21 protein-coding genes are annotated in these 23,371 nt (G+C 71.2%); 11 read left to right on the top strand and 10 right to left on the bottom strand.

The window, feature by feature from the left end:
* Positions 1-96 precede the first annotated feature (96 nt).
* From ACFWPQ_RS45375 to ACFWPQ_RS45350, 6 genes are all read left to right on the top strand, one after another.
* Positions 97-768, top strand: coding sequence for a DUF3105 domain-containing protein (locus ACFWPQ_RS45375; RefSeq protein ID WP_384049141.1), 672 nt, complete (start codon positions 97-99; stop codon positions 766-768).
* A 1-nt stretch (position 769) separates the two neighbouring features.
* A complete protein-coding gene (locus tag ACFWPQ_RS45370; RefSeq protein ID WP_384049138.1) occupies positions 770-1,405 on the top strand; it encodes a DUF305 domain-containing protein in 636 nt (211 codons plus the stop codon).
* 324 nt (positions 1,406-1,729) lie between these two features.
* Entirely contained in the window at positions 1,730-3,655 is a 1,926-nt protein-coding gene (locus ACFWPQ_RS45365) for a protease pro-enzyme activation domain-containing protein (RefSeq protein ID WP_384049218.1), read from the top strand.
* 176 nt (positions 3,656-3,831) lie between these two features.
* The gene (locus ACFWPQ_RS45360; protein WP_384049136.1) at positions 3,832-4,701 is read left to right on the top strand and encodes a hypothetical protein; all 870 of its coding nucleotides are present in this window, start codon (positions 3,832-3,834) and stop codon (positions 4,699-4,701) included.
* A 135-nt stretch (positions 4,702-4,836) separates the two neighbouring features.
* Positions 4,837-5,487 (top strand): tetratricopeptide repeat protein, encoded by a 651-nt coding sequence (locus ACFWPQ_RS45355; RefSeq protein ID WP_384049133.1) that lies wholly within the window; start codon positions 4,837-4,839, stop codon positions 5,485-5,487.
* Positions 5,488-5,511: 24 nt separating this feature from the next.
* On the top strand, positions 5,512-6,012 hold the full coding sequence (locus ACFWPQ_RS45350; RefSeq protein WP_384049130.1) for a GNAT family N-acetyltransferase: 501 nt from the start codon (positions 5,512-5,514) through the stop codon (positions 6,010-6,012).
* 13 nt (positions 6,013-6,025) lie between these two features.
* Here the strand turns inward: ACFWPQ_RS45350 and ACFWPQ_RS45345 are convergent, their stop codons facing one another.
* The 4 genes from ACFWPQ_RS45345 to ACFWPQ_RS45330 form a co-directional block, all read right to left on the bottom strand.
* Positions 6,026-7,246, bottom strand: a complete 1,221-nt coding sequence (locus tag ACFWPQ_RS45345) for an MFS transporter (protein WP_384049127.1) — start codon at positions 7,244-7,246, stop codon at positions 6,026-6,028.
* A 159-nt stretch (positions 7,247-7,405) separates the two neighbouring features.
* Positions 7,406-8,458 (bottom strand): endonuclease/exonuclease/phosphatase family protein, encoded by a 1,053-nt coding sequence (locus ACFWPQ_RS45340; protein ID WP_384049124.1) that lies wholly within the window; start codon positions 8,456-8,458, stop codon positions 7,406-7,408.
* A 236-nt stretch (positions 8,459-8,694) separates the two neighbouring features.
* A complete protein-coding gene (locus ACFWPQ_RS45335) occupies positions 8,695-9,324 on the bottom strand; it encodes a TetR/AcrR family transcriptional regulator (protein WP_384049122.1) in 630 nt (209 codons plus the stop codon).
* A 179-nt stretch (positions 9,325-9,503) separates the two neighbouring features.
* The gene (locus tag ACFWPQ_RS45330; protein WP_384049119.1) at positions 9,504-11,102 is read right to left on the bottom strand and encodes an MFS transporter; all 1,599 of its coding nucleotides are present in this window, start codon (positions 11,100-11,102) and stop codon (positions 9,504-9,506) included.
* Positions 11,103-11,314: 212 nt separating this feature from the next.
* On the opposite strand from ACFWPQ_RS45330, the gene panB reads away from it, so the two are divergent.
* Positions 11,315-12,190: a 3-methyl-2-oxobutanoate hydroxymethyltransferase gene (gene panB, locus ACFWPQ_RS45325; protein WP_383701641.1), complete on the top strand. Its 876-nt coding sequence runs from the start codon at positions 11,315-11,317 to the stop codon at positions 12,188-12,190.
* 182 nt (positions 12,191-12,372) lie between these two features.
* Here the strand turns inward: panB and ACFWPQ_RS45320 are convergent, their stop codons facing one another.
* Positions 12,373-12,879 carry a GNAT family N-acetyltransferase gene (locus ACFWPQ_RS45320; RefSeq protein ID WP_384049116.1) on the bottom strand — a complete coding sequence of 169 codons (507 nt, stop codon included), beginning with the start codon at positions 12,877-12,879 and terminating at the stop codon, positions 12,373-12,375.
* A 319-nt stretch (positions 12,880-13,198) separates the two neighbouring features.
* Between ACFWPQ_RS45320 and ACFWPQ_RS45315 the strand changes: the two genes are divergently transcribed.
* Together ACFWPQ_RS45315 and ACFWPQ_RS45310 are read left to right on the top strand one after the other, a co-directional pair.
* Positions 13,199-14,206 carry an ATP-binding cassette domain-containing protein gene (locus ACFWPQ_RS45315; protein WP_384049113.1) on the top strand — a complete coding sequence of 336 codons (1,008 nt, stop codon included), beginning with the start codon at positions 13,199-13,201 and terminating at the stop codon, positions 14,204-14,206.
* The gene (locus tag ACFWPQ_RS45310) at positions 14,203-15,030 is read left to right on the top strand and encodes an ABC transporter permease (RefSeq protein ID WP_384049111.1); all 828 of its coding nucleotides are present in this window, start codon (positions 14,203-14,205) and stop codon (positions 15,028-15,030) included. Before ACFWPQ_RS45315 ends, ACFWPQ_RS45310 begins: the two co-directional genes overlap by 4 nt.
* Before the next feature lie 16 nt (positions 15,031-15,046).
* Here ACFWPQ_RS45310 and ACFWPQ_RS45305 read toward each other — a convergent pair whose 3' ends face one another.
* Entirely contained in the window at positions 15,047-18,313 is a 3,267-nt protein-coding gene (locus tag ACFWPQ_RS45305) for a BTAD domain-containing putative transcriptional regulator (protein WP_384049108.1), read from the bottom strand.
* Positions 18,314-18,348: 35 nt separating this feature from the next.
* Entirely contained in the window at positions 18,349-18,894 is a 546-nt protein-coding gene (locus ACFWPQ_RS45300; RefSeq protein ID WP_384049105.1) for a Uma2 family endonuclease, read from the bottom strand.
* Between the two features lie 139 nt (positions 18,895-19,033).
* On the opposite strand from ACFWPQ_RS45300, the gene ACFWPQ_RS45295 reads away from it, so the two are divergent.
* On the top strand, positions 19,034-19,834 hold the full coding sequence (locus ACFWPQ_RS45295; RefSeq protein WP_384049102.1) for a site-2 protease family protein: 801 nt from the start codon (positions 19,034-19,036) through the stop codon (positions 19,832-19,834).
* A 14-nt stretch (positions 19,835-19,848) separates the two neighbouring features.
* On the opposite strand, the gene ACFWPQ_RS45290 is transcribed toward ACFWPQ_RS45295, so the two are convergent.
* On the bottom strand, positions 19,849-20,496 hold the full coding sequence (locus ACFWPQ_RS45290) for a heme oxygenase (biliverdin-producing) (RefSeq protein ID WP_384049100.1): 648 nt from the start codon (positions 20,494-20,496) through the stop codon (positions 19,849-19,851).
* 147 nt (positions 20,497-20,643) lie between these two features.
* Positions 20,644-21,501, bottom strand: coding sequence for a type I methionyl aminopeptidase (gene map, locus ACFWPQ_RS45285; protein WP_384049098.1), 858 nt, complete (start codon positions 21,499-21,501; stop codon positions 20,644-20,646).
* Between the two features lie 58 nt (positions 21,502-21,559).
* On the opposite strand from map, the gene ACFWPQ_RS45280 reads away from it, so the two are divergent.
* The gene (locus ACFWPQ_RS45280) at positions 21,560-21,793 is read left to right on the top strand and encodes a hypothetical protein (protein WP_384049095.1); all 234 of its coding nucleotides are present in this window, start codon (positions 21,560-21,562) and stop codon (positions 21,791-21,793) included.
* Positions 21,794-21,809: 16 nt separating this feature from the next.
* Here ACFWPQ_RS45280 and ACFWPQ_RS45275 read toward each other — a convergent pair whose 3' ends face one another.
* A complete protein-coding gene (locus tag ACFWPQ_RS45275) occupies positions 21,810-23,108 on the bottom strand; it encodes an MFS transporter (protein ID WP_384049092.1) in 1,299 nt (432 codons plus the stop codon).
* Positions 23,109-23,371: the final 263 nt, after the last annotated feature.

Raw genomic sequence — 23,371 nt, 5'->3', positions numbered from 1 at the left:
CTTTCCTGTGCCCTCCCTACGACCGGCCCCATCTCCCCCATTACGATCAGCGAGCCCCACCCTCCACGTCCCTTTCCCCCATGAAGGACACGGCCCATGGCTACCGCCAAGAAGAACAACAACGCAGCGCGCAAGGCACGCATAGAGGAGATGCGGCGTGCCGAGCAGGCGCGTGAGCGGCGCAACCGGATCCTGGTGATCGGCGCGAGCGTCGTGGTCGTCGCCGGTCTCGTGGTCGGGGGCGTGGTGCTCGTCAACTCGCAGTCGGGGAAGAGCGACAGCGCGAGCGACGCGAAGGGCGGTTCCGGGGACTCGGGGCACTTCGTCACCGGCAGCGACGGCGTGCGGACTTGGTCGGGCAAGCTCTCCCGCACCCACGTCACGGGGACCGTGAAGTACCCGATGCACCCGCCGGTCGGCGGCAACCACAACCCGGTGTGGCTCAACTGCAACGGCAACGTCTACACCAAGGCCGTGAAGGACGAGAACGCCGTGCACGCGCTCGAGCACGGCGCGGTCTGGGTGACGTACACCGACAAGGCGAAGAAGTCCGACGTGGACACGCTGGCGGCGAAGGTGAAGCAGACGCCGTACTCGCTGATGAGCCCGTACACGAACCAGACCTCGCCGATCGAGCTCTCGGCGTGGGGCCACCAGCTGAGCGTGACGAGCGCCGACGACCCGAAGGTCGCGAAGTTCTTCGAGACGTACGTGCAGGGCAAGCAGACCCCGGAGCCGGGTGCCTCCTGCACCGGCGGGACGATGTGACGTGAAGAGGCACATCGGCTGGATCGCCGGGACCGCGGCCGCGGCGCTGGTCGCGGCCGGCGCGATCACGTACGCGGTCGCCGAGGACGGCGACGGCGGTGGCGGCGGGCTGAGCGTCCCGAGCGCGGACGGGGCGGACGCGGGGTTCGCGCGGGACATGGCGGTCCACCACCAGCAGGCCGTGGAGATGTCGTACATCGTCCGCGACCGCACGAAGAACACCGAAGTGCGGCGGCTCGCCTACGACATCGCGCAGACGCAGGCCAACCAGCGGGGCATGCTGCTGGGCTGGCTGGACCTGTGGGACCTGCCGAAGGTGTCGGCGAAGCCACCGATGTCCTGGATGGGCATGGGCGACATGCCCGAGCGCGGGGACGGTTCGCTGATGCCGGGCATGGCGACCGACACCGAGCTGAAGAAGCTGGGGACCCTGAACGGCGAGCAGGCGGAGATCTTCTACCTCCAGCTGATGACGGACCACCACAAGGGCGGCATCCACATGGCCGAGGGGTGCGTGGCCAAGTGCACCGTCCCGGTGGAGAAGAGCCTCGCCCAGGGCATGGTGGACGCGCAGCAGTCCGAGCTGACGACGATGAAGCAGATGCTGAAGGAGCGGGGCGCCAAGCCGCGCGACTGAACAGCCTTACAAATGGGGGGACTTGTCGACTTAACGGCACCGCAAGCATTCATCAACAATCGCAACCGATCTGTAATGTTCTGCGTGCCGTCGAAAGCGGACCAAAAGCCCCTAATCAACGCCCACTTGGGATTTCCTTGACCAATCCCTTCCCCTGGCATGAACAGTTCACCGAAAGAGTGACGTCCACCGCGTGATCCATTCACGGGCCGTTCCGCCGCAGGCCTCCTGGTGATCACGGACGACCGACCACTCCATGCGACGAACCGCATAGCAGGGGGCAGTATGAGATCCAACCGTGCCAAGGTGCGGGCCAGCGTGAGCATGGCAGCGACACTGCCGATGATCGCCGGCGCGCTCGCGCTCGGCATACCCGCGGCGCACGCTGCGGACAGCCCGGCCCGTGACACCCTGAAGGGCACCAAGCCCACCTGGGCCACGGCCAAGGCGGACAAGGGCGCCACCTCGAACAGCGCCACGGTCAAGGCCCGGGTCTACCTGGCCGGCCAGGACGCCAAGGGCCTCGCGGCCTACGCGAAGGCGGTGTCCGACCCCAGCTCGCCGCTCTACGGCAAGTACCTCAGCGCCAAGCAGGTGCAGGCCCGCTACGGCGCCACCAAGGCCCAGGTGAAGGCCGTCAGGACCTGGCTGACCGCGGCCGGCCTGACGGTCACCGGGGTCACGCAGCACTACATCGCCGTCTCCGGTGACGTGTCCGCCGCCGAGAAGGCGTTCGGCACCCAGTTGCACAACTACGCCAAGGGCTCGAAGACCTACCGCGCCCCGGCGACGACGGCGAGCGTGCCGACCGCCGTCAGCGACGCCGTCCTGACCGTCACCGGCCTGGACAACGCGCCGCACAAGGCGACCCACGACGACACGCTGCCGCCCCCGGCCACCGTGTTCAAGAACTCCGGGCCGTTCTCCTCGTACTACGGCTCGAACACCGCGTCCACGCTGCCGGACGCGTACGGCTCGAAGATCCCGTACGCCGTCCAGGGCTACACCGGCAAGCAGCTGCGGGCCGCCTACGGCGCCGGCAAGTACACCGGCAAGCACGTGCGCGTCGCGATCACCGACGCGTTCGCCTCGCCGACCATCGCCTACGACGCCGGCACCTACGCCAAGGCGCACGGCGACGCCGCGTGGAAGACGAGCCAGCTGCACCAGGTGCTGCCCTCGAACTACACGAACACCGCCGAGGACGAGTGCGACGCCTCCGGCTGGTACGGCGAGGAGACCCTCGACGTCGAGGCCGTGCACGCGGTCGCGCCGGACGCCGACGTCACCTACGTGGGCGCCGCGTCCTGCATGGACAACGACCTGCTGGACTCCCTCAGCAAGATCGTCGACAACCACCTCGCCGACATCGTCTCCAACTCGTGGGGCGACATCGAGGGCAACGAGACCCCGGACGTCCAGGCCGCCTACGACCAGGTCTTCCAGCTGGGCGCGGTGCAGGGCATCGGCTTCTACTTCTCCTCCGGCGACAACGGCGACGAGGTCGCCAACACCGGTGTGAAGCAGGTCGACACCCCGGCCAACTCCGCCTGGGTGACCGCGGTCGGCGGTACCTCCCTCGCCGTCGGCAAGGGCGACAAGTACCTGTGGGAGACCGGCTGGGGCACCGAGAAGGCCGCGCTGGCGGCCGACGGCAAGAGCTGGACCAACTTCCCGGGCGCGTTCACCTCGGGCGCGGGCGGCGGCACCAGCAAGACGGTGACCGAGCCGTACTACCAGAAGGGCGTCGTCCCGGACTCCCTCGCGAAGGCCAACAGCGCGACCGGCAACCGCGTGGTCCCGGACATCTCCGCGATCGCCGACCCCAACACCGGTTTCAAGGTGGGCCAGACGCAGACCCAGGCGGACGGCACCGAGGCGTACAGCGAGTACCGCATCGGCGGCACCTCGCTGGCCGCGCCGGTCATCGCGGCGGTCCAGGCCCTCGCCCAGGAGGCGCGCGGCGGCAAGGCGATCGGCTTCGCCAACCCGCTGATCTACTCCAAGTACGGCTCGAAGGCCTACCACGACGTCACGGACAACCCGACCGGCTCCGGCCTGGCGGTCGCCCGTGTCGACTTCGCCAACGGCTACGACGCCACCGACGGCCTGCTGACCTCGGTCCGCAGCCTCGGCAAGGACAGCTCCCTGTCCGCGGTCAAGGGCTACGACGACGTCACCGGCGTCGGCACCCCGGCCAACGGCTACGTCGAGTCGTACAAGTCGACGAAGGCGCACCGCAAGCACTGATCCGCCGCACGGCCTGACAGAGGGGCGTGGGGTCCTGACGGACCTCACGCCCCTCTGTGCTGCGGGCAGCCGGCCATGACCTCGTGCGCCACATGAGTCACCCTCTTACCTTGATCTCATACGGATCACATGCAGGTCAGAGGGGTCTCGGACGGCGTCCCGAAAACGTGACCGGCATGAATGCGCATCCACAGCCCACAGCCCTGCGGGGGCTCGCCAAGGTTCCGGAAGCCACCGCGCTGTTCTGGGTCACCAAGCTGCTCACCACCGGCTTCGGCGAGGCGGGCGGCGACTGGTTCTCCGGCGTCTTCCGCAGCGCGGGCGGCCCGGGCGGCGCCGGCGGCGGCCCGCTCGGGCCCGGCCACGGCCCGGGTCAGTCGGGTGTCTCCGCCGACCAGCTGGTCCCGCTCGGGGTGTCCGCCGCGATCCTCGCGGTCACCCTCGTCGTCCAGTTCGCCGTCCGCCGGTACCTCCCGTGGGTCTACTGGCTCAACGTCGTGGCGGTCAGCGTCTTCGGCACCGTCGGCGCGGACGTCCTGCACCAGGCCACCGGCTGGTCCACGGCACTGACGACGGAGCTGTTCACGGCGGTACTCCTCGTCGTCTTCGCGGCCTGGTTCGGCGCCGAGCGGACCCTGTCCGTCCACAGCGTCACCACCCGTCGCCGCGAGGCCTTCTACTGGCTCGCCGTCGTCTGCACCTTCGCCCTCGGCACCGCCGCCGGCGACTGGGCCACCGACTCCCTCGGCATGGACAACCTGCAGGCCGGCTTCGCCTTCGCGGGCGTCATCCTGCTCTCCGGAGCGGTCTTCCGGATGTTCCGCACACCGGCGGTCGCGATCGGCACGTTCTGGTTCGCCTACGTCTTCACCCGCCCGGTGGGCGCGTCCTTCGCCGACTGGGCCCAGTACCGGGGGCTCGGCTGGGGCAACGCGGACACCGCGCTGATCTCCGGGGCGGCGATCGTCCTGCTGGTCGCCCGGCAGTCCGTGCGGCACGGCCGGGCGGCCTACCGTCCGTCCCGGGTGGCCCTGGAACAGGCCTGACGGAGGGAGTACGACAGCCGGGCGGGTGCGCACACCGGGATGCACCGCCCGGGCCGCACGACGGAAATCCCCGGCATCCACCGGGCGTCCGGGGATAGCCTCGGCTGTCATCGTCCGACGGGGAGGGGCTGGCGTATGCCGGGGCAGGACTGGATCGAGCGTTCGGGTGAGCTGTTCGAAGCGGCGATGTTCGGCGGGGACACGTCCGCGCTGGACCGGTCCGACGACGTGCTGGACTCGGTCGAGGCGCCGCTTTCCCTGGCTCGGGGCAAGGTACTGCACGTCCGATTCCTGAACGACCGCGAGGAGGACGGCCGGGAACTGGTGCTCTTCGAGCGCGCGGCCGAGCTGTACGCGCGTCTGGGGAACGCGTCGGGTGAGGCGGACGCGTTGTTCTGGGTCGGCTGCTGGCACCAGGTGGTCAAGGGCGACGGCGCCACCGGCAGGCCGTACTTCGAGCGGTCGTACGCGCTGGCGAAATCCGTCGACGACCGGATGACGATGTCCTATGCGATCCGCCACCTGGGCTTCGCCGACAAGGACGCGGGCCGCTTCGAGGAGGCCCGCAGGCGGCTGACCGAATCGGTGGCACTGCGCCGCGAGATCGGTTTCCGGCCCGGGGAAGCGGCCGGCCTGGTGGCGCTGGCCTACCTCGCGGCCGAGACCGGCGATCCGTCGGCGGCGATCCGCCACCTCGACGAGGCCCGGTCGGTCGCCGAGAGCTGCGGTGCCAAGGCCGTGTCGGGGTGGGTCGAGCAGGCCCGCACACACATCCGCGCCGCGTAGCGGACGGCGACCGGGAGGACCGCGATGCCCGTACTGCGCCAGGCGACCGTCTCCGACCACGGCCCGCTCGTCGGATGTGTGCAGCGGTGGTGGGGGGACTCACGCACCCCCGAGCAGGCCCGGGAGCTGTCGCTGCTGCTGCCCAGGCTGTTCCTGCAGTTCTTCGCCGGCACCAGCCTGGTCCTGGAGGAGGGCACGGAGATCCGTGCCCTCCTCATCGGCTTCCACGCCGCCGACGACGACACCGAGGCGTACATCCACTTCGTGGGAGTGGACCCGGAGTTGCGTGGGCAGGGCGTGGCCCGGCGCCTCTACGCGGCGTTCTGCCGGCGCGCCGCCGAGGAGGGCCGCACGGTGGTCCGTGCGATCACCTCGCCGGGGAACGCGGGGTCGATCGCGTTCCACCGGGCGATGGGGTTCTCCGTGGAGCGCGGGGACAGGGAGTTCGGCGGGGTGTCCGTCCACAGCGACTACGACGGTCCCGGGCAGGACCGGGTGTGCTTCCGGAAGGGGATCGCTCCCTGAGCGGTGCCGCCGGTCAGGAGCGCACCGGCTCCGCCGGCTCGGGGACGTGCGAGGCGACGACCCGCTCGTGGACGGTCGCCGGAACCGCCCGGCGCCGGTCCACCGCGTACGCCACGCTCGCCACGCCCAGGCCGAGGACGGCCAGGGCCGCGCCCGCCAGTGCCGGGGAGGTGACGCCGAAGCCCGCGGCCAGGGCCACGCCGCCGATCCAGGCGCCGCCCGCGTTGGCGAGGTTGAAGGCCGCCTGGTTGGCGGAGGAGGCGAGGGAGGGACCCGCGGCCGCGCGTTCCATGACCATCAGCTGGAGGGGCGAGCCGGTGACGAACGCCGCGATGCCCAGCAGGACGACGGCCAGGGCCGCGCTCCATTCCGCCCGCATCAGCACCGGGAAGAGGAGCAGCACCGCGACCATCGACACCAGGCCGCCGAACAGCGTGCCGCGCATCGCGTGGTCGGCGAGGCGGCCGCCGACCAGGTTGCCGATGGTGGCGCCGACGCCGAAGAGGGCGAGGAGCAGCGTGACGTTCGCGTCGGCGTAACCGGCGGCGTCCGTCAGCATCGGCGTGATGTAGCTGTACGCGGAGAAGAGCGCGCCGAAGCCGACGACCGTCGTGGCGAGGGCCAGCCAGACGGGGAGGGAGCGCAGGGCGGAGAGTTCGCCGCGCAGGCCGGTCGTCGGGGCCGGGACGTGGGCGGGGTGGATGAGGAGGAACACGGCGGCCATCGCGGCGACGCCGATGAGGCTCACGCCCAGGAAGGTCGCCCGCCAGCCGAGGTGCTGGCCCACGAGGGTGGCGACCGGGACGCCCGCGATGTTGGCGACGGTCAGGCCCATGAACATCAGGGAGACGGAGCGGGCCTTGCGCTCCGGTGCCACCAGGTTGGTGGCGACGACCGCGCCGACGCCGAAGAAGGCGCCGTGCGGGAGGCCGCTGAGGAAGCGGGCGGCCAGGAGGGAGTCGTAGCCGGGGGCCAGGGCCGAGAGCGCGTTGCCGGCCACGAACAGGCCCATCAGGGAGATGAGGACCGTGCGGCGGGGCAGGCGCGCGGTGAGCGCGGCAAGCAGCGGGGCGCCGATGACGACGCCCAGCGCGTACGCCGAGACCAGGTGGCCGGCGGCGGGGATCGAGATGTGCAGGTCGCCGGCGACGTCGGGCAGCAGGCCCATCATGACGAATTCGGTGGTGCCGAGACCAAAAGCGCCGACGGCCAGGGCGAGCAGGGCCAGGGGCATGACGGGCTTTGCCTTTCGGGGAGCAGGGTTCCGTGCGTTCTAAGTTCAGCTACGGAACAAAGTGTCCCAGGCCCAGTATTCCGCCAGGTTACGGCGCGGTGTCCGATTGTCCTGACAAGGGCATCGACATCGTGCCGGCACCGCGCTGACCAGCGCCTTCTACGAACCCGATGTGGTCAGGTTCACACGCGCGGCGATCGGGAGGTGGTCGCTGCCGGTCCTCGGCAGGGTCCAGGAGCTCTCCGGCTCCACGCCCTTGACCATGATCTGGTCGATGCGGGCCATCGGGAACGAGGCCGGCCAGCTGAACCCGAACCCGCTGCCCGCCGCGCCCTGCGTGGAGCGCATCTGCGAGGTGACGGCGTTCAGGGAGCGGTCGTTCATCGTGCCGTTGAGGTCGCCGAGGAGGATCACCCGCGGCAGGCTCTCGCCGGCGATGGCCTCGCCCAGCGCGTCCGCGCTCTTGTCGCGCTGCCGGGCGGTGAACCCGGCGTTCATCTTGACGCGCACGGAGGGCAGATGGGCGACGTAGACGGCGAGGGGGCCGTGCGGGGTGGCGACCGTGGCCCGCATCGCGCGGGTCCAGCCCAGCTTGATGTCGACCGCCTTCACGCCGGTGAGGCGGTACTTGCTCCACAGCCCGACGGTGCCCTCGACCGCGTGGTACTTGTACGTCGCCGCCAGCGCCTTCTCGTACGTCGGCACGGCCGTCGCCGTCAGCTCCTCCAGGGCCAGCACATCGGCGCCGGAGGCGGCGAGCCGGGCGGCGGTGCCGGTCGGGTCGGGGTTGTCGGCGTTGACGTTGTGGGTGGCGACCATGAAGTCGCCGCCGGTGCCCTGCTTGTCGGTGAGCAGTCCGCCGAACAGGTTCAGCCAGACGATCGCCGGGAGCAGTACCGCGATCAGCGCCGTCGCCGACCTGCGCAGGACGCCGATCACCAGCAGGACCGGGATCAGCAGGCCCAGCCAGGGCAGGAAGGTCTCGGTGAGACTGCCGAGGTTGCCGACGGCGTTGGGGATGCGGGAGTGCAGCAGCATCACACCGGCCAGGAGCAGCGCCACCACGGCGGTGACGATGCCCCGGCGCCAGATCCGCGGATCGTCGCGCCAGCCGGACAGCAAGCGGTTCACCAGGCGCCGGAACCGGTCTCCCCGACGCTCGGGTCCCGAGCCGCCGTTGTCCGTCTCCGTCATGTACGCCTGCTGCGCCATACCGTCTGCCTCACAACCTGCCGTGCACACCGTCGTCCCCCGGTTACGACCCTAGGGGATGATCGGCTCCTCTCCCGCCGTCACATGACGGCCGTACGGAAGACGAGGACGAACAAGGCGAGGGAAGGGGTTCCGGTTACCGCCGGGTCCGCCGGGACTGTGACGAAACGCGAACACTCGGGTCATGTCCGCGGCGGCCGCGCGACCCTGACTACGGCTCCGGTGTGCCGACCGGTTTACGGCTCCGGTGTGCCGACCGGTCCCAGACCCGCCAGCACGGTGTCGACCATCTGTTCGGCCAGCCCCTCGGGGAGTTCCGCCTCCGGGCGCAGTATGGCCCTGAGCAGCATCGGGCCGGTGAACATGTCGTTGGCCAGCTCGATGTCGACGTCGGCGCGGAGTTCGCCGTTCCGCTGGCCCCGGCGCAGTACTTCCTTGCCGAGTTCGCGCCGGGGGTTGACGACGTTGGTGTGATAGGCGTTCCAGATGCGGGGGCTGCTCTTCATCTGGGCGTAGACGTTGTGCAGGATGGCCGACGAACGGTTCATCAGGCCGCGCTGCCGCAGCGACTCCAGCAGCACGACGAGGTCGTCGCGCATGGAGGTGCCGGGGAGTTCGGGGTCGGGGGGCTCGGCGGCGCGCATGACGTCGACGAAGAGCTCCTCCTTGCCGTTCCAGCGGCGGTAGATGGTGGCCTTGCCGACGCCGGCGGTCCGGGCGATCCGCTCGATGGAGAGCTCGGCGAGCGGAACGCCGTCCTCCAGGAGCTTCATCACGCCCTCCAGGATGGCGTTCTCCACCGCCTCGCTGCGCGGGCGGCCCCGGGCCGGGGCAATGGACCGCGGTCCGCTGTCGGCAAGCGTCACGTCATACCGTCCTCTCACTGGCTGCGGGAATTCTCCCGCAGCCGAAGCCTCCCCCCGTGGTCACCCACGTGCTTTCCCCCGTGACTCCTGCCCGTGGTACCGGTCCGTTCAGTCCTTCACGCAGTCCTTCACGCAGTCCTTCACGCAGTCCTTCACCCGGTTCTTCATCACCCGGTCCTTCACTCCGCGGCTACGACCAACTCCTGCTCCCGGTCGCCCTGCTGACCGGCCGGCGGCTTGCCCGGCAGGAAGAGGGCCACGACCACGGCGCCGATCAGCGCGACGCCCGCGCCGCACAGGGCGGTGGCGTGCATGGCGTGCAGGAAGGCGTCGTTGGCGGGGGTGACCAGGGCCTTGCCCTGCGCCCCGAGCTTCGAGGCGACGCCGAGGGTGGCCTCGATGGACTCGCCGGCGGTCTCGCGCAGCCCGGGCGGCAGCGCGCCGAGCTTGCCCTCGATGCCGTTGCGGTACGACGTCGACAGCACCGAGCCGAGGACGGCGATGCCGAGGGCGCCGCCGACCTGGCGGAAGGTGTTGCTGAGCGCGGAGGCGGAACCGGCCTTCTCGCGGGGCAGGGCCTGCATGATCACGACCGAGGTCGGCGTCATGATGTGCGCCATGCCGGTGCCCATCAGGAAGAAGACGATCTCCAGGATCCAGATCGGCGTGTCGGCCTCGAAGGTGGCGAAGGCGCCCAGGGTGACGGCGATCAGCACCAGACCGCCCGCGGTGGTGGCCTTGTTGCCGATCCGGTCCACGACCAGCCGGGCCCGCGGTGCGAAGATCATCTGCGCGGCGGCCAGCGGGAGCAGCAGCAGACCGGACTGCAGGGGCGAGTAGCCGCGCACGCTCTGGGTGTAGAAGACGGAGAAGAAGGTCACGCCCATCAGCGCGAAGAAGACCAGCGCGATGGCGGCCATGGCGGCCGAGAAGACCTTGTTCTTGAAGTAGGTGACGTCCAGGGACGGGTGGTCGCTGCGCGCCTCGAAGATCACGAAGCCGGCGAGCACCGCGACGCCCGCGAAGATGGTCACCAGCACCTTGGTGTCGGTGAAGTCGGCGAGTTCGCCGCCCTTGATGATGCCGTAGACCAGCAGGACGAGACCGACGACGGACAGGACCACGCCGACGGGGTCGAGACGGCCCGGGCGCGGGTCGCGCGAGTCGGGCACCAGCCAGAACATCAGGGCGAGCGCGATGATCACGATCGGCACGTTGATGAGGAAGACCGAGCCCCACCAGAAGTGGTCGAGCAGCACACCGCCGGTGATCGGGCCGATGGCGATGGCGAGGCCGACGCCGCCGGCCCAGATGCCGATCGCCTTCGGCTGCTCCTGACGCTCGAAGACGTTCATCAGGACGGCGAGGGTGGCGGGCATCACGAAGGCGGCGCCGAGGGCCATCAGGGCGCGGAAGGCGATCAGCGAGTCCGCGGAGCCGGACTCGGCGGCCAGGGCCGAGCCGATGCCGAACACCACGAGGCCGCCGATCAGCACCTTCTTGCGGCCGAGGCGGTCACCGACGAGGCCGGCGGTGAAGAGCAGGCCGGCGAAGACCAGGGTGTAGGCGTTGATCGCCCACTCCAGCTGACTCTGGGTGGCGCCGAGGCCGACCGGAGCCGGGGTGGAGATGGTCTTGACGGCGACGTTCAGGATCGAGTTGTCGAGCACCACGATCAGCAGGCTGAGCATGAGCACGCCGAGGATCGCCCAGCGGCGCCGGTGCACCGCCTCGGGTATGCGGGGGCCGGGTGGAGCGTGATCGGCAGGAGTTGTCATGCCTACGAGCCTAAGGGCATTTCAATACGGCACCGTCTCGTATCTGAATACCTTTACCCGGGCTTTATGAAACGCGACAGGGTGGGGCGGGGTGGGTGGTGACCGATGGATCACACGGGGGTGCTCTGGCCGAGGGCGGCACGAAGTGCCACCATGGAAGCGATCCGGGGACACCGTCAGGGTGCCTCGAGATGACTTGAAGGAGCCGTGTCATGACGCAGCTTTCGGCTGCCCGGACTGTGCAGAACAGCCCCTCCGACGGCAGCAAGGCGCTGTACGGGGGTAAGGGCACGCGACGCATCACGGTCCGGGACATCGCCCTCGCCAAGGAACGCGGCGAGAAGTGGCCCATGCTCACCGCCTACGACGCGATGACCGCGTCCGTCTTCGACGAGGCCGGCATCCCCGTACTCCTGGTCGGTGACTCGGCCGGCAACTGTCACCTCGGCTACGAGTCGACGGTGCCCGTCACCCTGGACGAGATGACGATGCTGTCGGCGGCCGTGGTCCGCGGCACCCAGCGCGCCCTCATCGTCGGCGACCTCCCCTTCGGCTCCTACCAGGAGGGCCCGGTGCAGGCGCTGCGCTCGGCGACCCGGCTGGTGAAGGAGGCGGGCGTGGGCGCGGTCAAGCTGGAGGGCGGCGAGCGGTCGTACGAGCAGATCCGGCTCCTCGTCGAGTCCGGCATCCCGGTGATGGCGCACATCGGCCTGACCCCGCAGTCCGTCAACGCGATGGGCTACCGCGTGCAGGGCCGCGGCGAGGAGGCGGCCCAGCAGCTGCTGCGCGACGCCAAGTCGGTCCAGGACGCGGGCGCGTTCGCGGTCGTGCTCGAACTGGTCCCGGCCGAGCTCGCGGCCGAGGTGACCCGGGTGCTGCACATCCCGACGGTCGGCATCGGCGCCGGTCCCGAGACCGACGCACAGGTGCTGGTCTGGACGGACATGCTCGGCCTGACCTCGGGCCGGGTCCCGAAGTTCGTGAAGAAGTACGCCGACCTGCGCGAGGTCATGGGCAACGCGGCCCGGGCCTACGCCGAGGACGTCGTCGGCGGAACGTTCCCGCTGGAGGAGCACTCCGTCCACTGAGCGCTCCGCTGGAAGTGCCGCGATGGGCCGTCGGTCGTCCGACGGCTTCGTCGTGGCTGGTCGCGCAGTTCCCCGCGCCCCTTGGGGCGCGGCTGAACGTCCGGCCTGCTGAGAGCCACTGCGGAAACACCGAGGCCGGCCCGCCGATCTTCCCCCGTCGGCGGGCCGGCTGCCGTCTGCGGTCAGAGCGGCGCGGGGCGACTCCAGCGGATCTCGCCGTCGTGCCAGATGTCGGTGGGCGTGAGCCCGGCAGCCCTGGCGACGGCGGCGGAGGCCCGGTGGTCCGGGTGGATGTGGGCGATGACCGTGTGGGCCGGCTGCCGCCGCAGCCGGTCGACGAGGGCGCGGGCCGCCTCCGTGGCGATGCCCCTGCCCTGCCACGGGGTTCCCACCACCCAGGCGATTTCCGCGACGGAGCCGGTGACCGTCGCCTGGACGTACCCCGTCAGGCAGGATTCCGCACGGAGCCGGATCACCCAGTTCAGCCAGGAGACGGCCGGGTCGCCGGGGCCCGCGGCGATGCGCCGGTAGCGCGAGCGCAGGGTCTCGGGGGTGTCCGGTGCGCCGCCGGTGAAGGTGTGCAGGGCCGGGTCGGACAGCACCGCGGCCATCTCCTCGGCGTGCTCGACGCGCAGCGGCAGCAGGTCCAGCCGGCGGGTGGTGACGGCTTCGGCCGCGAGTGGGGTCACGCCCGGCACGGTACGCCCTCGCACGCCGAGCCGTCGGCGAGCCCGACGGCGAGCCCGACGGCGAGCCCGTCGGAGGGCCCGCGGCAGGTCTGTCGGCAGGTCCCGTCGGAGGGCCCCGCCGGCAGGACCGTCGGAGGGTCCGTCGGAGGGGCCGTCGGAGGGGCCGTCGGAGGGGCCGTCGGAGGGGCCGTCGGAGGGGCCGTCGGAGGGGCCGTCGGCAGGTTGCCTCGGCGAGCCGTCGGTGGGCTGTCGGTGGACTGCCGGCCGGTGTCGGTGGGCTGTCGGTGGTTTGTCGGTGGGGCCTGGCACGGTTCTTCCCATGACGCGAATCGACAACAACGCCGTGTCCGTACGGGGGCTGGTGAAGCACTACGGCGACACCAAGGCACTCGACGGAGTTGATCTGGACGTCCGCCAGGGCACCGTGATGGGTGTGCTCGGACCGAACGGGGCCGGCAAGACCACCCTGGTGCGGATCCTGTCCACGCTGCTGAAGCCCGACGCGGGAGAGGCGACCGTCGCCGGGTACGACGTGCTGCGCCAGCCCCGCCAGCTGCGCCGGGTGATCGGGCTGACCGGTCAGTACGCCTCCGTGGACGAGAAGCTGCCGGGCTGGGAGAACCTGTACATGATCGGGCGGCTGCTCGACCTGCCCCGCAAGGACGCCCGGGCCCGCGCCGACGAACTGCTGGAGCGGTTCTCGCTCACCGATGCCGCGAAGCGGCCGGCGAGCACCTACTCCGGCGGCATGCGGCGCCGGCTCGACCTGGCCGCCTCGATGATCGGGCGCCCCCAGGTGCTGTTCCTGGACGAGCCGACCACCGGTCTCGACCCGCGCACCCGCAACGAGGTGTGGGACGAGGTCAAGGCCATGGTCGGCGAGGGGGTGACCGTGCTGCTGACCACCCAGTACATGGAGGAGGCCGAGCAGCTCGCCTCCGAGCTGACCGTCGTGGACCGCGGGAAGGTCATCGCGAACGGCAGGGTGGAGGAGCTGAAGGCGAAGGTCGGCGGGCGGACGCTGCGGGTGCGGCCCGTCGACCCGCTGCAGGCGCGGCCGCTCGCCGCCATGATCGACGAGCTCGGGATCACCGGGCTCGCCGGCACCACCGTGGACGGTGAGAGCGGCACGCTCCTGGTGCCGATCCTCAGCGACGAGCAGCTGACCGCCGTGGTCGGCGCCGTCACCGCACGCGGTATCACCATCAGCTCCATCACCACCGAACTCCCCAGCCTGGACGAGGTGTTCCTGTCCCTCACCGGCCACCGCGCCGGTGCCCCGCAGGACGCCAAGACCGCCGACGACCGTCAGGAGGTCGCCGTATGAGCGCCGCCACCGCCACCCCGGCCACCGTCACCCCGGCCGCCGACGCCCGGATCACGCTGCGCGGGCACCTGCGGCACACCGGAGCCCTGATCCGCCGCAACCTGCTGTGGATCCGGCAGGACCCGGAGTCGATGTTCGACGCGCTGCTGATGCCGATCGTCTTCACGCTGCTGTTCGTGTACGTCTTCGGCGGCTCGATCGGGCAGGCGCTCGGCGGCGGTCAGGACGGCTACGTCCAGTACGTCATCCCGGGCATGATCGCGATGATGAGCATGACGCTCTCGCAGGGCGTCGGCACCGGGTTCAGCCAGGACTTCAACTCCGGTGTGATGGACCGGTTCCGGTCGCTGCCGATCGGGCGCGGCTCGGTGCTGTTCGCGAAGATCTCGGTGGAACTGGTGCGGATGCTGTTCGCGACCGCCGTGCTGATGGTCGTCGCCGTGCTCGTCGGGTTCCACATCAACAACTGGGCCGGGCTGTTCGCCGCCGTGGGCCTGTCCGCGGTGTTCGCCTCCTCGATCATGTGGGTGTTCCTCACCCTGGGCGTGATCCTGAAGAACGCCCAGTCCGTGCAGGCCATGGGGTTCCTGGTGCTGTTCCCGCTGCAGTTCGGCTCGTCGATCTTCGCGCCGACGAAGTCGATGCCGGGCTGGCTGCAGGCCTTCACCGACTACAACCCGCTGTCCACGCTCGCCGACGCGGCGCGCGGACTGATGGTCGGCGGCCCGGTCGCCCACGACCTGTGGATCACGCTCGGCTGGTCGGTGGGGATCACAGCGATCGCCGCACCGTACGCGATCCACAAGTTCCGTACGAAGAGCTGAGGCTCGCCGAAGGACCTCAGATCAGGGCGGTGGCCTCCACGCGGGAGAGGCCACCGCCCTCGGCGTACGCCGACTCGTAGGCCGAGTCGTCGGCGAGTACGGCCCGGACCCGGGCCTCCGACCGGTCCCGTGCCATGCGCTCCAGGCCGACCTGGAGGTGGCCGGGCGGCAGCAGGGCGTCGGCGGCGCCGAGGCAGCGGGCGGCGTCCGCGGCGCGCACGCCCCCGTCGAGGCCGGCCAGGGCGACCGCGGCGACGGTCAGGCAGACGGACGGCAGATGCGGGGTGATGGCCTCGCTCAGCGGGTCGGCGGCGAGCCGCAGCGCGTTCCGCAGCTTGTCCAGGGCCTCCGCGTGGCGGCCGTCGAGGGCGTCCACCCAGGCCTCCTGGGTGAGGATCAGGGCGTCGAAGACGACGAAGTGGGAGATCTTGAACTCGCTGCGCAGCAGCCGGACCTGCTCGCGGGCCTCCGGGATGCGGCCGCTCATCAGGAGCCAGGTGGTGAGGAAGAGCCGGGCGGCGGGCATCGCCTCGTTGCTCAGGCTCTCGTTGTCGGCGATGACCTGGCGCAGCAGCCGTTCCCCGCGCTCGGTGTCGCCCGACTCGATGAGCACGCTGCCCAGGCGGGCGTTGAGCACGGCGACCTGGGAGCGGGCGCCGAGCCTGCCGACCCGTTCGATGGCGGCCTCGTAGTCGACGGCCGCGGCCAGGTAGTCGCCCTTGCGCTCCCGGGACTCGGCGCGCCCGGAGAAGGCCTCGGCGGTGCCCCAGTCGTCCCCGAGGCGCCGGAAGATCTCCAGTGCCTCGTCGGCGTCCCGGGTGGCGTCGCCGGCCCAGGCGGCCCGGTTGGCGAGCAGGTTGGCGCGCATGGCGAGGCTGCCGGCCAGCTCCCACTCGTAGCCGGGCGTCTCGCGGCAGGTGCGCACGCCGGCGTCGAGGATCTCGCGCAGCCGGTCCATGCCGCCGGTCAGCATCACGGCGAAGAACCAGAACATGCCCGGTGCCCGACAGGTCTGCGGCATGCCGGGTTCGTAGACCTCGGTGACCGTGCGCAGCTTGGCCTGGGCCTCCGGCGTCTGCCAGACGTCCAGTTCGGTGTCCATACAGGCCAGGTGGGCCAGGTGCACGCCGCGCCGGGCCTCGGCGAGGAGTTCTCCGGCGTACGGCGGCGGGGTGTCGGTGCAGCGCTGCCAGACCGGTTCGGCCCGGCGCAGCGGCTGGGCGAACGGGTCGGGGCCGAGGGCGATGGCGTCGGCGCACCAGGTGCGGGTCTCGATGCGCTGGTCGTGCATCTGCCAGTACCAGAACAGGGAGTGCAGCAGGCAGAGCGCCTCGCCCTCGTCCCGTACGGCGATGGCGTGCCGCAGCGCGGTGCGCAGGTTCTCGTACTCCAGCTGGAGCCGTGCGATGGCGGCCCGCTGGCCGGGGCCGCGGAGCGACGGCTCGTTGGTGCGGGCGAGTTCGCGGTAGTACGTCAGATGGGCGCGCTCGGCGGCGGCGCGTTCGCCGCTCTCGTCGAGGCGCTGGGCGGCGTACTCGGCGACGGTCTCCAGGAGCCGGTAGCGCATCCCCTCCGCACCCGAAGGGGCGGCCACGACCAGGGACTTGTCGACCAGTGAGCCGAGTGCGTCGAGGGCGGCGGGGCCGCAGACGGCCTCGGCGGCGGCCAGGTCGCAGCCGCCCGCGAAGAGGGAGAGGCGGCCGAGGACGTCGCGTTCGTCGGCGTCGAGCAGGTCCCAGGACCAGTCGACGACCGCGCGCAGGGTCTGCTGGCGGGGCAGCACGGTGCGGCTGCCGGAGGTGAGGAGGCGGAAGCGGTCGTCGAGCCGGTCGGCTATCTGGCGCGGGGTCAGCATGCGCAGCCGGGCGGCGGCCAGTTCGATGGCGAGGGGCAGTCCGTCCAGGCGGCGGCAGATCTCGGCGCACGCGGCCGCGGTCTCGTCGTCGGCGCCGACCGTGAAGCCGGGGCGGGCCGCGGCGCCCCGGTCGGCGAGCAGCCGGAGCGCGACCGGCTCGGGCAGCGGCTCCACCGGGCGCAGCAACTCCCCCGGTACGCCGAGGGGTTCGCGGCTGGTGGCGAGGATCGTCAGGTCCGGGCAGCGCTCCAGGAGCCGGGCCGCCAGGTCGGCCGCCGCGTCGACGACGTGTTCGCAGTTGTCGAGGACGAGCACCATCCGGCGCCGGGCGCAGTGCTCGACGAGCCGCTCGACCGGGTCGTCGTGCCGGTCGGCGGCGGCCCGCATGGTCTCGGCGCCGCCGCCGTAGAGCACGGCCTGGCGGGCGCCGAGCGCGCTGAGCACGGCCTCGGGGACGTCGGCCGGGTCGTCGACGGGGGCCAGCTCGGCCAGCCAGACGCCGTCCCGGGCGGCGTACCGCACGGTCTCGGCGGCCTCCTGCGACAGCCGGGTCTTGCCGGCCCCGCCGGGTCCGAGCAGGGTGACCAGCCGGGCGGCGGCCAGGTCGCCCCGGATGGTCTCGATGTCGGCCTCGCGCCCGACGAAGGAGGTGAGCCGGGCGCGCAGGTTGCCGGGCCGGGACGGCTCGTCCGCCGTGGGTGCCGGGGCGAGGAGCTCGGCGTGCAGGGCGCGCAGTTCGGGTCCGGGGTCGGAGCCGAGGCGGTCGGCGAGGAGGTGCCGTACGTCGTCGTAGGCGGCCAGCGCCTCGGCGGTGCGGCCGGTGCTGTGCAGGGCGCGCAGGCGCAGGGTCTGGAGGGGTTCGTCGAGGGGGTGGGCGTCGCACAGGGCGGTGAGCTCGGGCAGGGACTGCTCGGCCTGGCCGAGGGCGAGGGCGGCGGTGTGCCGGGCGCGCAGGGCGTCCAGGCGGCGGACGTCGACGCGGGCCGCCTCGGCGGTGCGGTCGGGCAGGTCGGCGAGGGCCGGGCCGTGCCACAGGGCGAGGGCGTCGTCGAGGACGGTGGCCGCCTTGGCGGGGTCGCCGTCGGCGAGGGCGCGCAGGCCCTCGCCGGTGAGCCGCTCGAAGCGGTGCAGGTCGACGTCGTCGGGGGCGGCGGCGAGCCGGTAGCCGCCGTCGGTGGACTCGATCGCGTCCGCGCCGATCGCCCTGCGCAGCCGGCCGACCAGGGCCTGGAGGGCGCCGGTGGCGTCGGCGGGCGGTTCGTCGCCCCACACCTCGTCGACGAGCAGCCCGGCGGGCACCCCGCGCCCGGCCCGCAGCGCGAGCACGGTCAGCAGGGCACGCAGCCGAGAACCGCCCACGGGGACGGCCGTGCCGTCGGGGCGGAGTACCTGGGTGGTGCCGAGGATCGCGTAGCGCACGGGGTCCATTGTCCCTGGGGACGCCGGGACACCGCCTGTGGGTTTCAGATGCGGACGAACTCGGAGGAGTCCAGGGTGAGGGTCTGGTCGGCGACGGGAATGGAGATCTGGTCGCCGAACACACCGGACTCCTCGTGCTGGTACTCGCCGTCTTCGGGGCGGGTCAGCAGGGTCCACCGAGCGGAGAGCACATCGACGATCAGATAGGCCGGGATACCGCGCAGGGCATAGTGGCTCGGCTTCGTGTTGTAGTCGCGGTTCTTGCTCTCGGGTGAAACGACCTCGACCACGAAGGGCAACAGTTCTTCGCTGATGTCGCTCTTGTCCGTCTGGACCAGGTCGAGCGGGATCGCCGTGGCATCCGGCTCGGGCTTGTAGCCCTCCCGGGGCGGAACGACAGAGAATTCACTCGTCGCGACCCAGCCCGGCAACCGCTGGTCGATCTGGTTCTCGATGCGCCGCTGCGTCGCCCTGTGCGCAAAGGTGACTGGTACCACAGTGAGCCCGTTCTCCGTCAGCCGGAGGCGCGCGCTGCGCGGGACGTCGATCCGGTCCTGGACCAGTTCGACCCATCCCTCTGCGATCGTCATGAGCACCTCCTCGTTCGACTCGCTATCAGCGTAACGAGTAACAGGAACCTCCGGCCGCCCGCAGGACGTTCTTCACCTGTCACCTGTACGGTCTACCCCGCACGCCACCTCCACCGACGCGCCCCGGGAGTCCCGCGCCATGACCGCCACCACCACCCGCCCCAGTGACCGGCGGATCAGTCCCGTGTTCGTCGGGATCCTGGCCGTCACCGCGGTCACCGGGTGGGCCACCTGGTCCGGGTTCGCCGAGCAGCCCGGGGTCGCCGTGTTCCTGTTCGTGACGGCGGCCTGGATCGTCTCCCTCTGCCTGCACGAGTACGCGCACGCGCGCACCGCCCTGCACGGCGGGGACATCACGGTGGGCGCCAAGGGCTACCTGACGCTGAACCCGCTGAAGTACACGCACGCGCTGCTGAGCATCGTGCTCCCGGTGCTGTTCGTGATCATGGGCGGGATCGGTCTGCCGGGCGGCGCGGTCTTCATCGAGCGCAGCCGGATCCGGGGCCGCTGGCGGCACAGCCTCATCTCCGCCGCGGGTCCGCTGACGAACGTCCTGTTCGCCGCCGTCTGCACCGCCCCCTTCTGGCTCGACGCCCTGGACGGCGTCCCGCGCGACTTCCGTTTCGCGCTCGCCTTCCTCGCCCTGCTCCAGGTGACGGCCGCGATCCTGAACTTCCTGCCGGTGCCGGGCCTGGACGGCTACGGCGTGATCGAGCCCTGGCTGTCGTACAACGTCAAGCGCCAGGTGGAGCCGTTCGCCCCGTTCGGTCTGCTCTTCGTGTTCGCGCTGCTGTGGGTGCCGTCGATCAACAGCGCGTTCTTCGACGTGATCGACGCGCTGCTGCGCCACCTGGGCGTCGGAGACCTGGACCAGTACTGCGGGCAGCAGCTCTACCGCTTCTGGCAGGGGTCGAACGAGTTCTGCTCGATCAGCCAGTAGCGGCACGGCGGGGATCAGGCCGACATCGGGAACTCCTCGCCCAGTTCCCGGAACAGCGCCGTGTTGAGGGCGAAGGCCCGCTTGCACTCGGTCACGATGCGCTGCTTCTCCAGGTCGTCGGCGTTCACCGCGTCCAGCAGTTCGCGGTAGTCCCGCTTGAAGGCGGCCGGGTTGGCGATGTCCTCGAAGACGTAGAAGCGGACGCCGTCGCCCCTGCGCGCGAACCCCCAGGTCCGCTCGGCCCGGTCGCGGATGATCTGGCCGCCGGAGAGGTCGCCGAGGTAGCGGGTGTAGTGGTGGGCGACGTACCCGCCCGCCCAGCCCTCGGCGCACTCCCGGACCCGCGTCGCGTACTCCTCGGTCGCCGGCAGCGCCGTGCGCCCCGTCCGCCACCCGGCCCCGTGCAGGTGCGCCAGGTCACGCTCCAGCGCCGCCAGCCGGAACAGCTCGGGCCGCACGAACGGCCCCGCCACCGGGTCCGACGCCAGCCGCCCGGCCGCGCCCTCCAGCGCCTCGTACACGAACCACAGCTGCTCGGTGTAGCGGGCGTACGCCTCCACACCGAGCCGGCCGCCCAGCAGGTCGCTCATGAACGTCGAGGTCTCGGCCGCCACGTGCTGCTCGTGGGACGCGGTGCGGATGAGTGTCGAGAAGGAGTCCATGGGCCATATCCTCTAAGGTAAGGCTTACCTAAGTCAATGCTCTTGCCGACGCTTCGTCGGTAAAGTTACCGACACCTTGTCGGCAAAAGCGTACCGGAAAAAGGCCCGCCCTCCGAGGGGAGGACGGGCCGGGCGGCAGCGGGGGGGTTACGGCAGGGTCAGGATCTCCGCGCCGGTGTCGGTCACCACCAGCGTGTGCTCGAACTGCGCGGTCCGCCTGCGGTCCTTGGTGAGGACCGTCCAGCCGTCGTCCCACATGTCGTACTCGTACGTCCCGAGCGTGAGCATCGGCTCGATCGTGAAGGTCATCCCCGGGTGCATCACGGTCGTCGCCTGCGGGCTGTCGTAGTGCGGGATGATCAGCCCGGAGTGGAACGACGAGTTGATGCCGTGCCCGGTGAAGTCGCGGACGACTCCGTACCCGAAGCGCTTGGCGTACGACTCGATGACCCGGCCGATGATGTTGATCTGCCGGCCCGGCCGGACCGCCTTGATCGCCCGGTCGAGGGACTCCCGGGTCCGCTCCACAAGGAGCCGGCTCTCCTCGTCGACGTCCCCGACCAGGTAGGTGGCGTTGTTGTCGCCGTGCACCCCGCCGATGTACGCCGTCACGTCCAGGTTGACGATGTCCCCGTCCCGGAGCACCGTCGAGTCCGGAATGCCGTGGCAGATGACCTCGTTGACGCTGGTGCACAGGGACTTGGGGAAGCCGCGGTAGCCGAGGGTGGACGGGTAGGCCCCGTGGTCGCACATGTAGGCGTGCGCCACCTTGTCGAGTTCGTCCGTCGTCACACCGGGCGCGATGATCTTCGCGGCCTCCTCCATCGCCTGTGCGGCGATACGGCCGGCGATGCGCATCGCCTCGATGGTCTCCGGGGTCTGCACCTCCGGCCCGGTGTAGGGGGTCGGCGCGGGTTTGCCGACGTACTCGGGGCGGCGGATGTTTCCGGGTACCGAACGGGTGGGAGAGAGCTCCCCTGGTACGAGCAGCGACTGGCCAGACATGCCAGCGAGTCTAACCAGCGGGCATGGGGGAACATGTGGATGGCGAAAGGAGCCGGTCATGGCCCTGTTCAAGAAGCGGACCGTCGCGAAGGCGGGCGAGTGGTACTACTGCCTGCAGCACCAGAAGGTCGAGGAGGGCCCGGAGTGCCCCGCCAAGGACCGGTTCGGCCCTTACGCCACCCGTGAGGAGGCCGAGCACGCGATGGAGATCGCGCGGGAGCGCAACCTCCAGTGGGAGAACGATCCGCGCTGGCACGACACGCCGGCGGGGGACTCCTCGGACGAGGGCTGATTCGGGCGAGGGTCGATCAGGAAGGCCGGGTCGGCGCTGCCGCGGCGTCGGTCGCGGCTTCGGCGGCGCGCCGGGCGCGCAGCCGTACGGCGTGTTCGTCGGTCTGCGCGTCGTACGACATCAGGGCGGGCAGGCACAGGGCCAACAGGCCCACCGCGCCGGTGCAGAGCAGGCCGCCCGCGCCGACGGACGCCCGTACGCCCAGCCATCCGGCCATGCCGCCGGCCCGGACCTGGCCGAGGGTCGGGCCCACGGAGTACGACAGCAGTTCGATCCCGGCGAGGCGGCCGCGCAGCTCGTCGGGGATCGTCTGGTTCCACATCGCGGACCGGAAGATCCCGCTGACCATGTCGCAGCCACCGGCGACCGCCAGGAAGAGCAGCACCAGCCACACGTTCGCCACGGCACCGGCGGCGGCGATCGCCAGGCCCCACAGTGCGGCCGCCAGCACCACCATCCGCCCGTGCCGGCGCACCCGCGAGCTCCAGCCGCTGACCAGGCTCACGAGGAGCGACCCGGCCGGGATGGCGGCGTACATCAGCCCGAGCGACCACTCCGCGTCCAACTCGTCGGCCAGGAACGGGAGTACGGCGAGCGGCATCGCCAGGAACATCGCCGCGAGGTCGACGGCGTAGGTGCCGAGGAGCTCCTTGCGGTTCCAGGCGTAGCGGGCGCCCTCGGCGATGGCGCGCAGGGAGGGCCCGGCGGCTTCGTGGGACGCGGGCGACGGGGCGATGGGGAGGATGAGGACGACGGAGACGACGAAGGTGACGAGGTCGGCGCCGTACGCCCAGCCGAGGCCCGCGTACGCCACGACCAGGCCGGCGACGGCGGGGCCCGCGACGCCGCCGGCCGTCCAGCGGAAGGAGTTGAGGGCCGCCGCGGCCGGGAGGTCGTCGTGGGCGACGATCCGCGGCCAGAGGGAGTCGAGGGCGGGGCGCTGCACCGACACCAGCGCGGAGGAGAGCGCGGCGACGACGTAGAGCGGCCAGACGGCCGGGTGCGGCAGCAGGGCGTTGACCAGCAGCCCCGCGCTGAGCAGGCCTTGACCGGCCTCGGTCCGGACGATCAGCGCGCGCTTGTCGAGGGCGTCGGCGAGGGCGCCGCCGTAGAGGCCGAACAGGACGAGCGGGAGCAGCTCGACGGCACCGACGGCTCCCACGGCGGCCGCGGAACCGGTGAGGTCCTTGATCTGCACGGGGAGCGCGACGAACGTCAGGAAACTCCCGAAGTTGCTGACGAGCCCGGAGAACCACAGCCGCCGGAAGTCGACGGAGGCCTTCCAGGGGGCGAGGTCGGGGAGGAGGCGGCTCACGCCGACCCATGCTGAACGGCCGGCCCCGCTGCCTCAACCGCTTTTCGGCCCACCCACCCGACTCGGTTGGTGGAGAGGCGAGGTGAGGGGGCTCGGGCAGCCGCGTCCCGATCTGCGGCGTGCGAGGGGCCGGGCCCCCGGAGGGCGGCAGATCGATCGGGTGCGGGCGCGTGGTGGTTGCTCGCGCAGTTCCCCGCGCCCCTGACGCGGCGCTGCGGCAACGCGCCCTTCGTCTACCGGCAGGCGGGCACCTGGCACGACGT

This window comes from Streptomyces sp. NPDC058464, assembly GCF_042721035.1.
Classification (GTDB): domain Bacteria; phylum Actinomycetota; class Actinomycetes; order Streptomycetales; family Streptomycetaceae; genus Streptomyces.
Note: the sequence above shows the minus strand (reverse complement) of the source record. Positions and strands in the feature narration are given on the sequence as shown.

What these genes read in the sequence shown, in the direction of transcription:
- ACFWPQ_RS45375 (WP_384049141.1), top strand. Translation starts at nt 97, where the DNA reads ATGGCTACCGCCAAGAAGAACAACAACGCAGCGCGCAAGGCACGCATA.
- ACFWPQ_RS45365 (WP_384049218.1), top strand. Translation starts at nt 1,730, where the DNA reads ATGGCAGCGACACTGCCGATGATCGCCGGCGCGCTCGCGCTCGGCATA.
- ACFWPQ_RS45360 (WP_384049136.1), top strand. Translation starts at nt 3,832, where the DNA reads ATGAATGCGCATCCACAGCCCACAGCCCTGCGGGGGCTCGCCAAGGTT.
- ACFWPQ_RS45355 (WP_384049133.1), top strand. Translation starts at nt 4,837, where the DNA reads ATGCCGGGGCAGGACTGGATCGAGCGTTCGGGTGAGCTGTTCGAAGCG.
- ACFWPQ_RS45350 (WP_384049130.1), top strand. Translation starts at nt 5,512, where the DNA reads ATGCCCGTACTGCGCCAGGCGACCGTCTCCGACCACGGCCCGCTCGTC.
- ACFWPQ_RS45345 (WP_384049127.1), bottom strand. Translation starts at nt 7,246, where the DNA reads ATGCCCCTGGCCCTGCTCGCCCTGGCCGTCGGCGCTTTTGGTCTCGGC.
- ACFWPQ_RS45340 (WP_384049124.1), bottom strand. Translation starts at nt 8,458, where the DNA reads ATGGCGCAGCAGGCGTACATGACGGAGACGGACAACGGCGGCTCGGGA.
- ACFWPQ_RS45330 (WP_384049119.1), bottom strand. Translation starts at nt 11,102, where the DNA reads ATGACAACTCCTGCCGATCACGCTCCACCCGGCCCCCGCATACCCGAG.
- panB (WP_383701641.1), top strand. Translation starts at nt 11,315, where the DNA reads ATGACGCAGCTTTCGGCTGCCCGGACTGTGCAGAACAGCCCCTCCGAC.
- ACFWPQ_RS45315 (WP_384049113.1), top strand. Translation starts at nt 13,199, where the DNA reads ATGACGCGAATCGACAACAACGCCGTGTCCGTACGGGGGCTGGTGAAG.
- ACFWPQ_RS45310 (WP_384049111.1), top strand. Translation starts at nt 14,203, where the DNA reads ATGAGCGCCGCCACCGCCACCCCGGCCACCGTCACCCCGGCCGCCGAC.
- ACFWPQ_RS45305 (WP_384049108.1), bottom strand. Translation starts at nt 18,313, where the DNA reads ATGGACCCCGTGCGCTACGCGATCCTCGGCACCACCCAGGTACTCCGC.
- ACFWPQ_RS45300 (WP_384049105.1), bottom strand. Translation starts at nt 18,894, where the DNA reads ATGACGATCGCAGAGGGATGGGTCGAACTGGTCCAGGACCGGATCGAC.
- ACFWPQ_RS45295 (WP_384049102.1), top strand. Translation starts at nt 19,034, where the DNA reads ATGACCGCCACCACCACCCGCCCCAGTGACCGGCGGATCAGTCCCGTG.
- ACFWPQ_RS45290 (WP_384049100.1), bottom strand. Translation starts at nt 20,496, where the DNA reads ATGGACTCCTTCTCGACACTCATCCGCACCGCGTCCCACGAGCAGCAC.
- map (WP_384049098.1), bottom strand. Translation starts at nt 21,501, where the DNA reads ATGTCTGGCCAGTCGCTGCTCGTACCAGGGGAGCTCTCTCCCACCCGT.
- ACFWPQ_RS45280 (WP_384049095.1), top strand. Translation starts at nt 21,560, where the DNA reads ATGGCCCTGTTCAAGAAGCGGACCGTCGCGAAGGCGGGCGAGTGGTAC.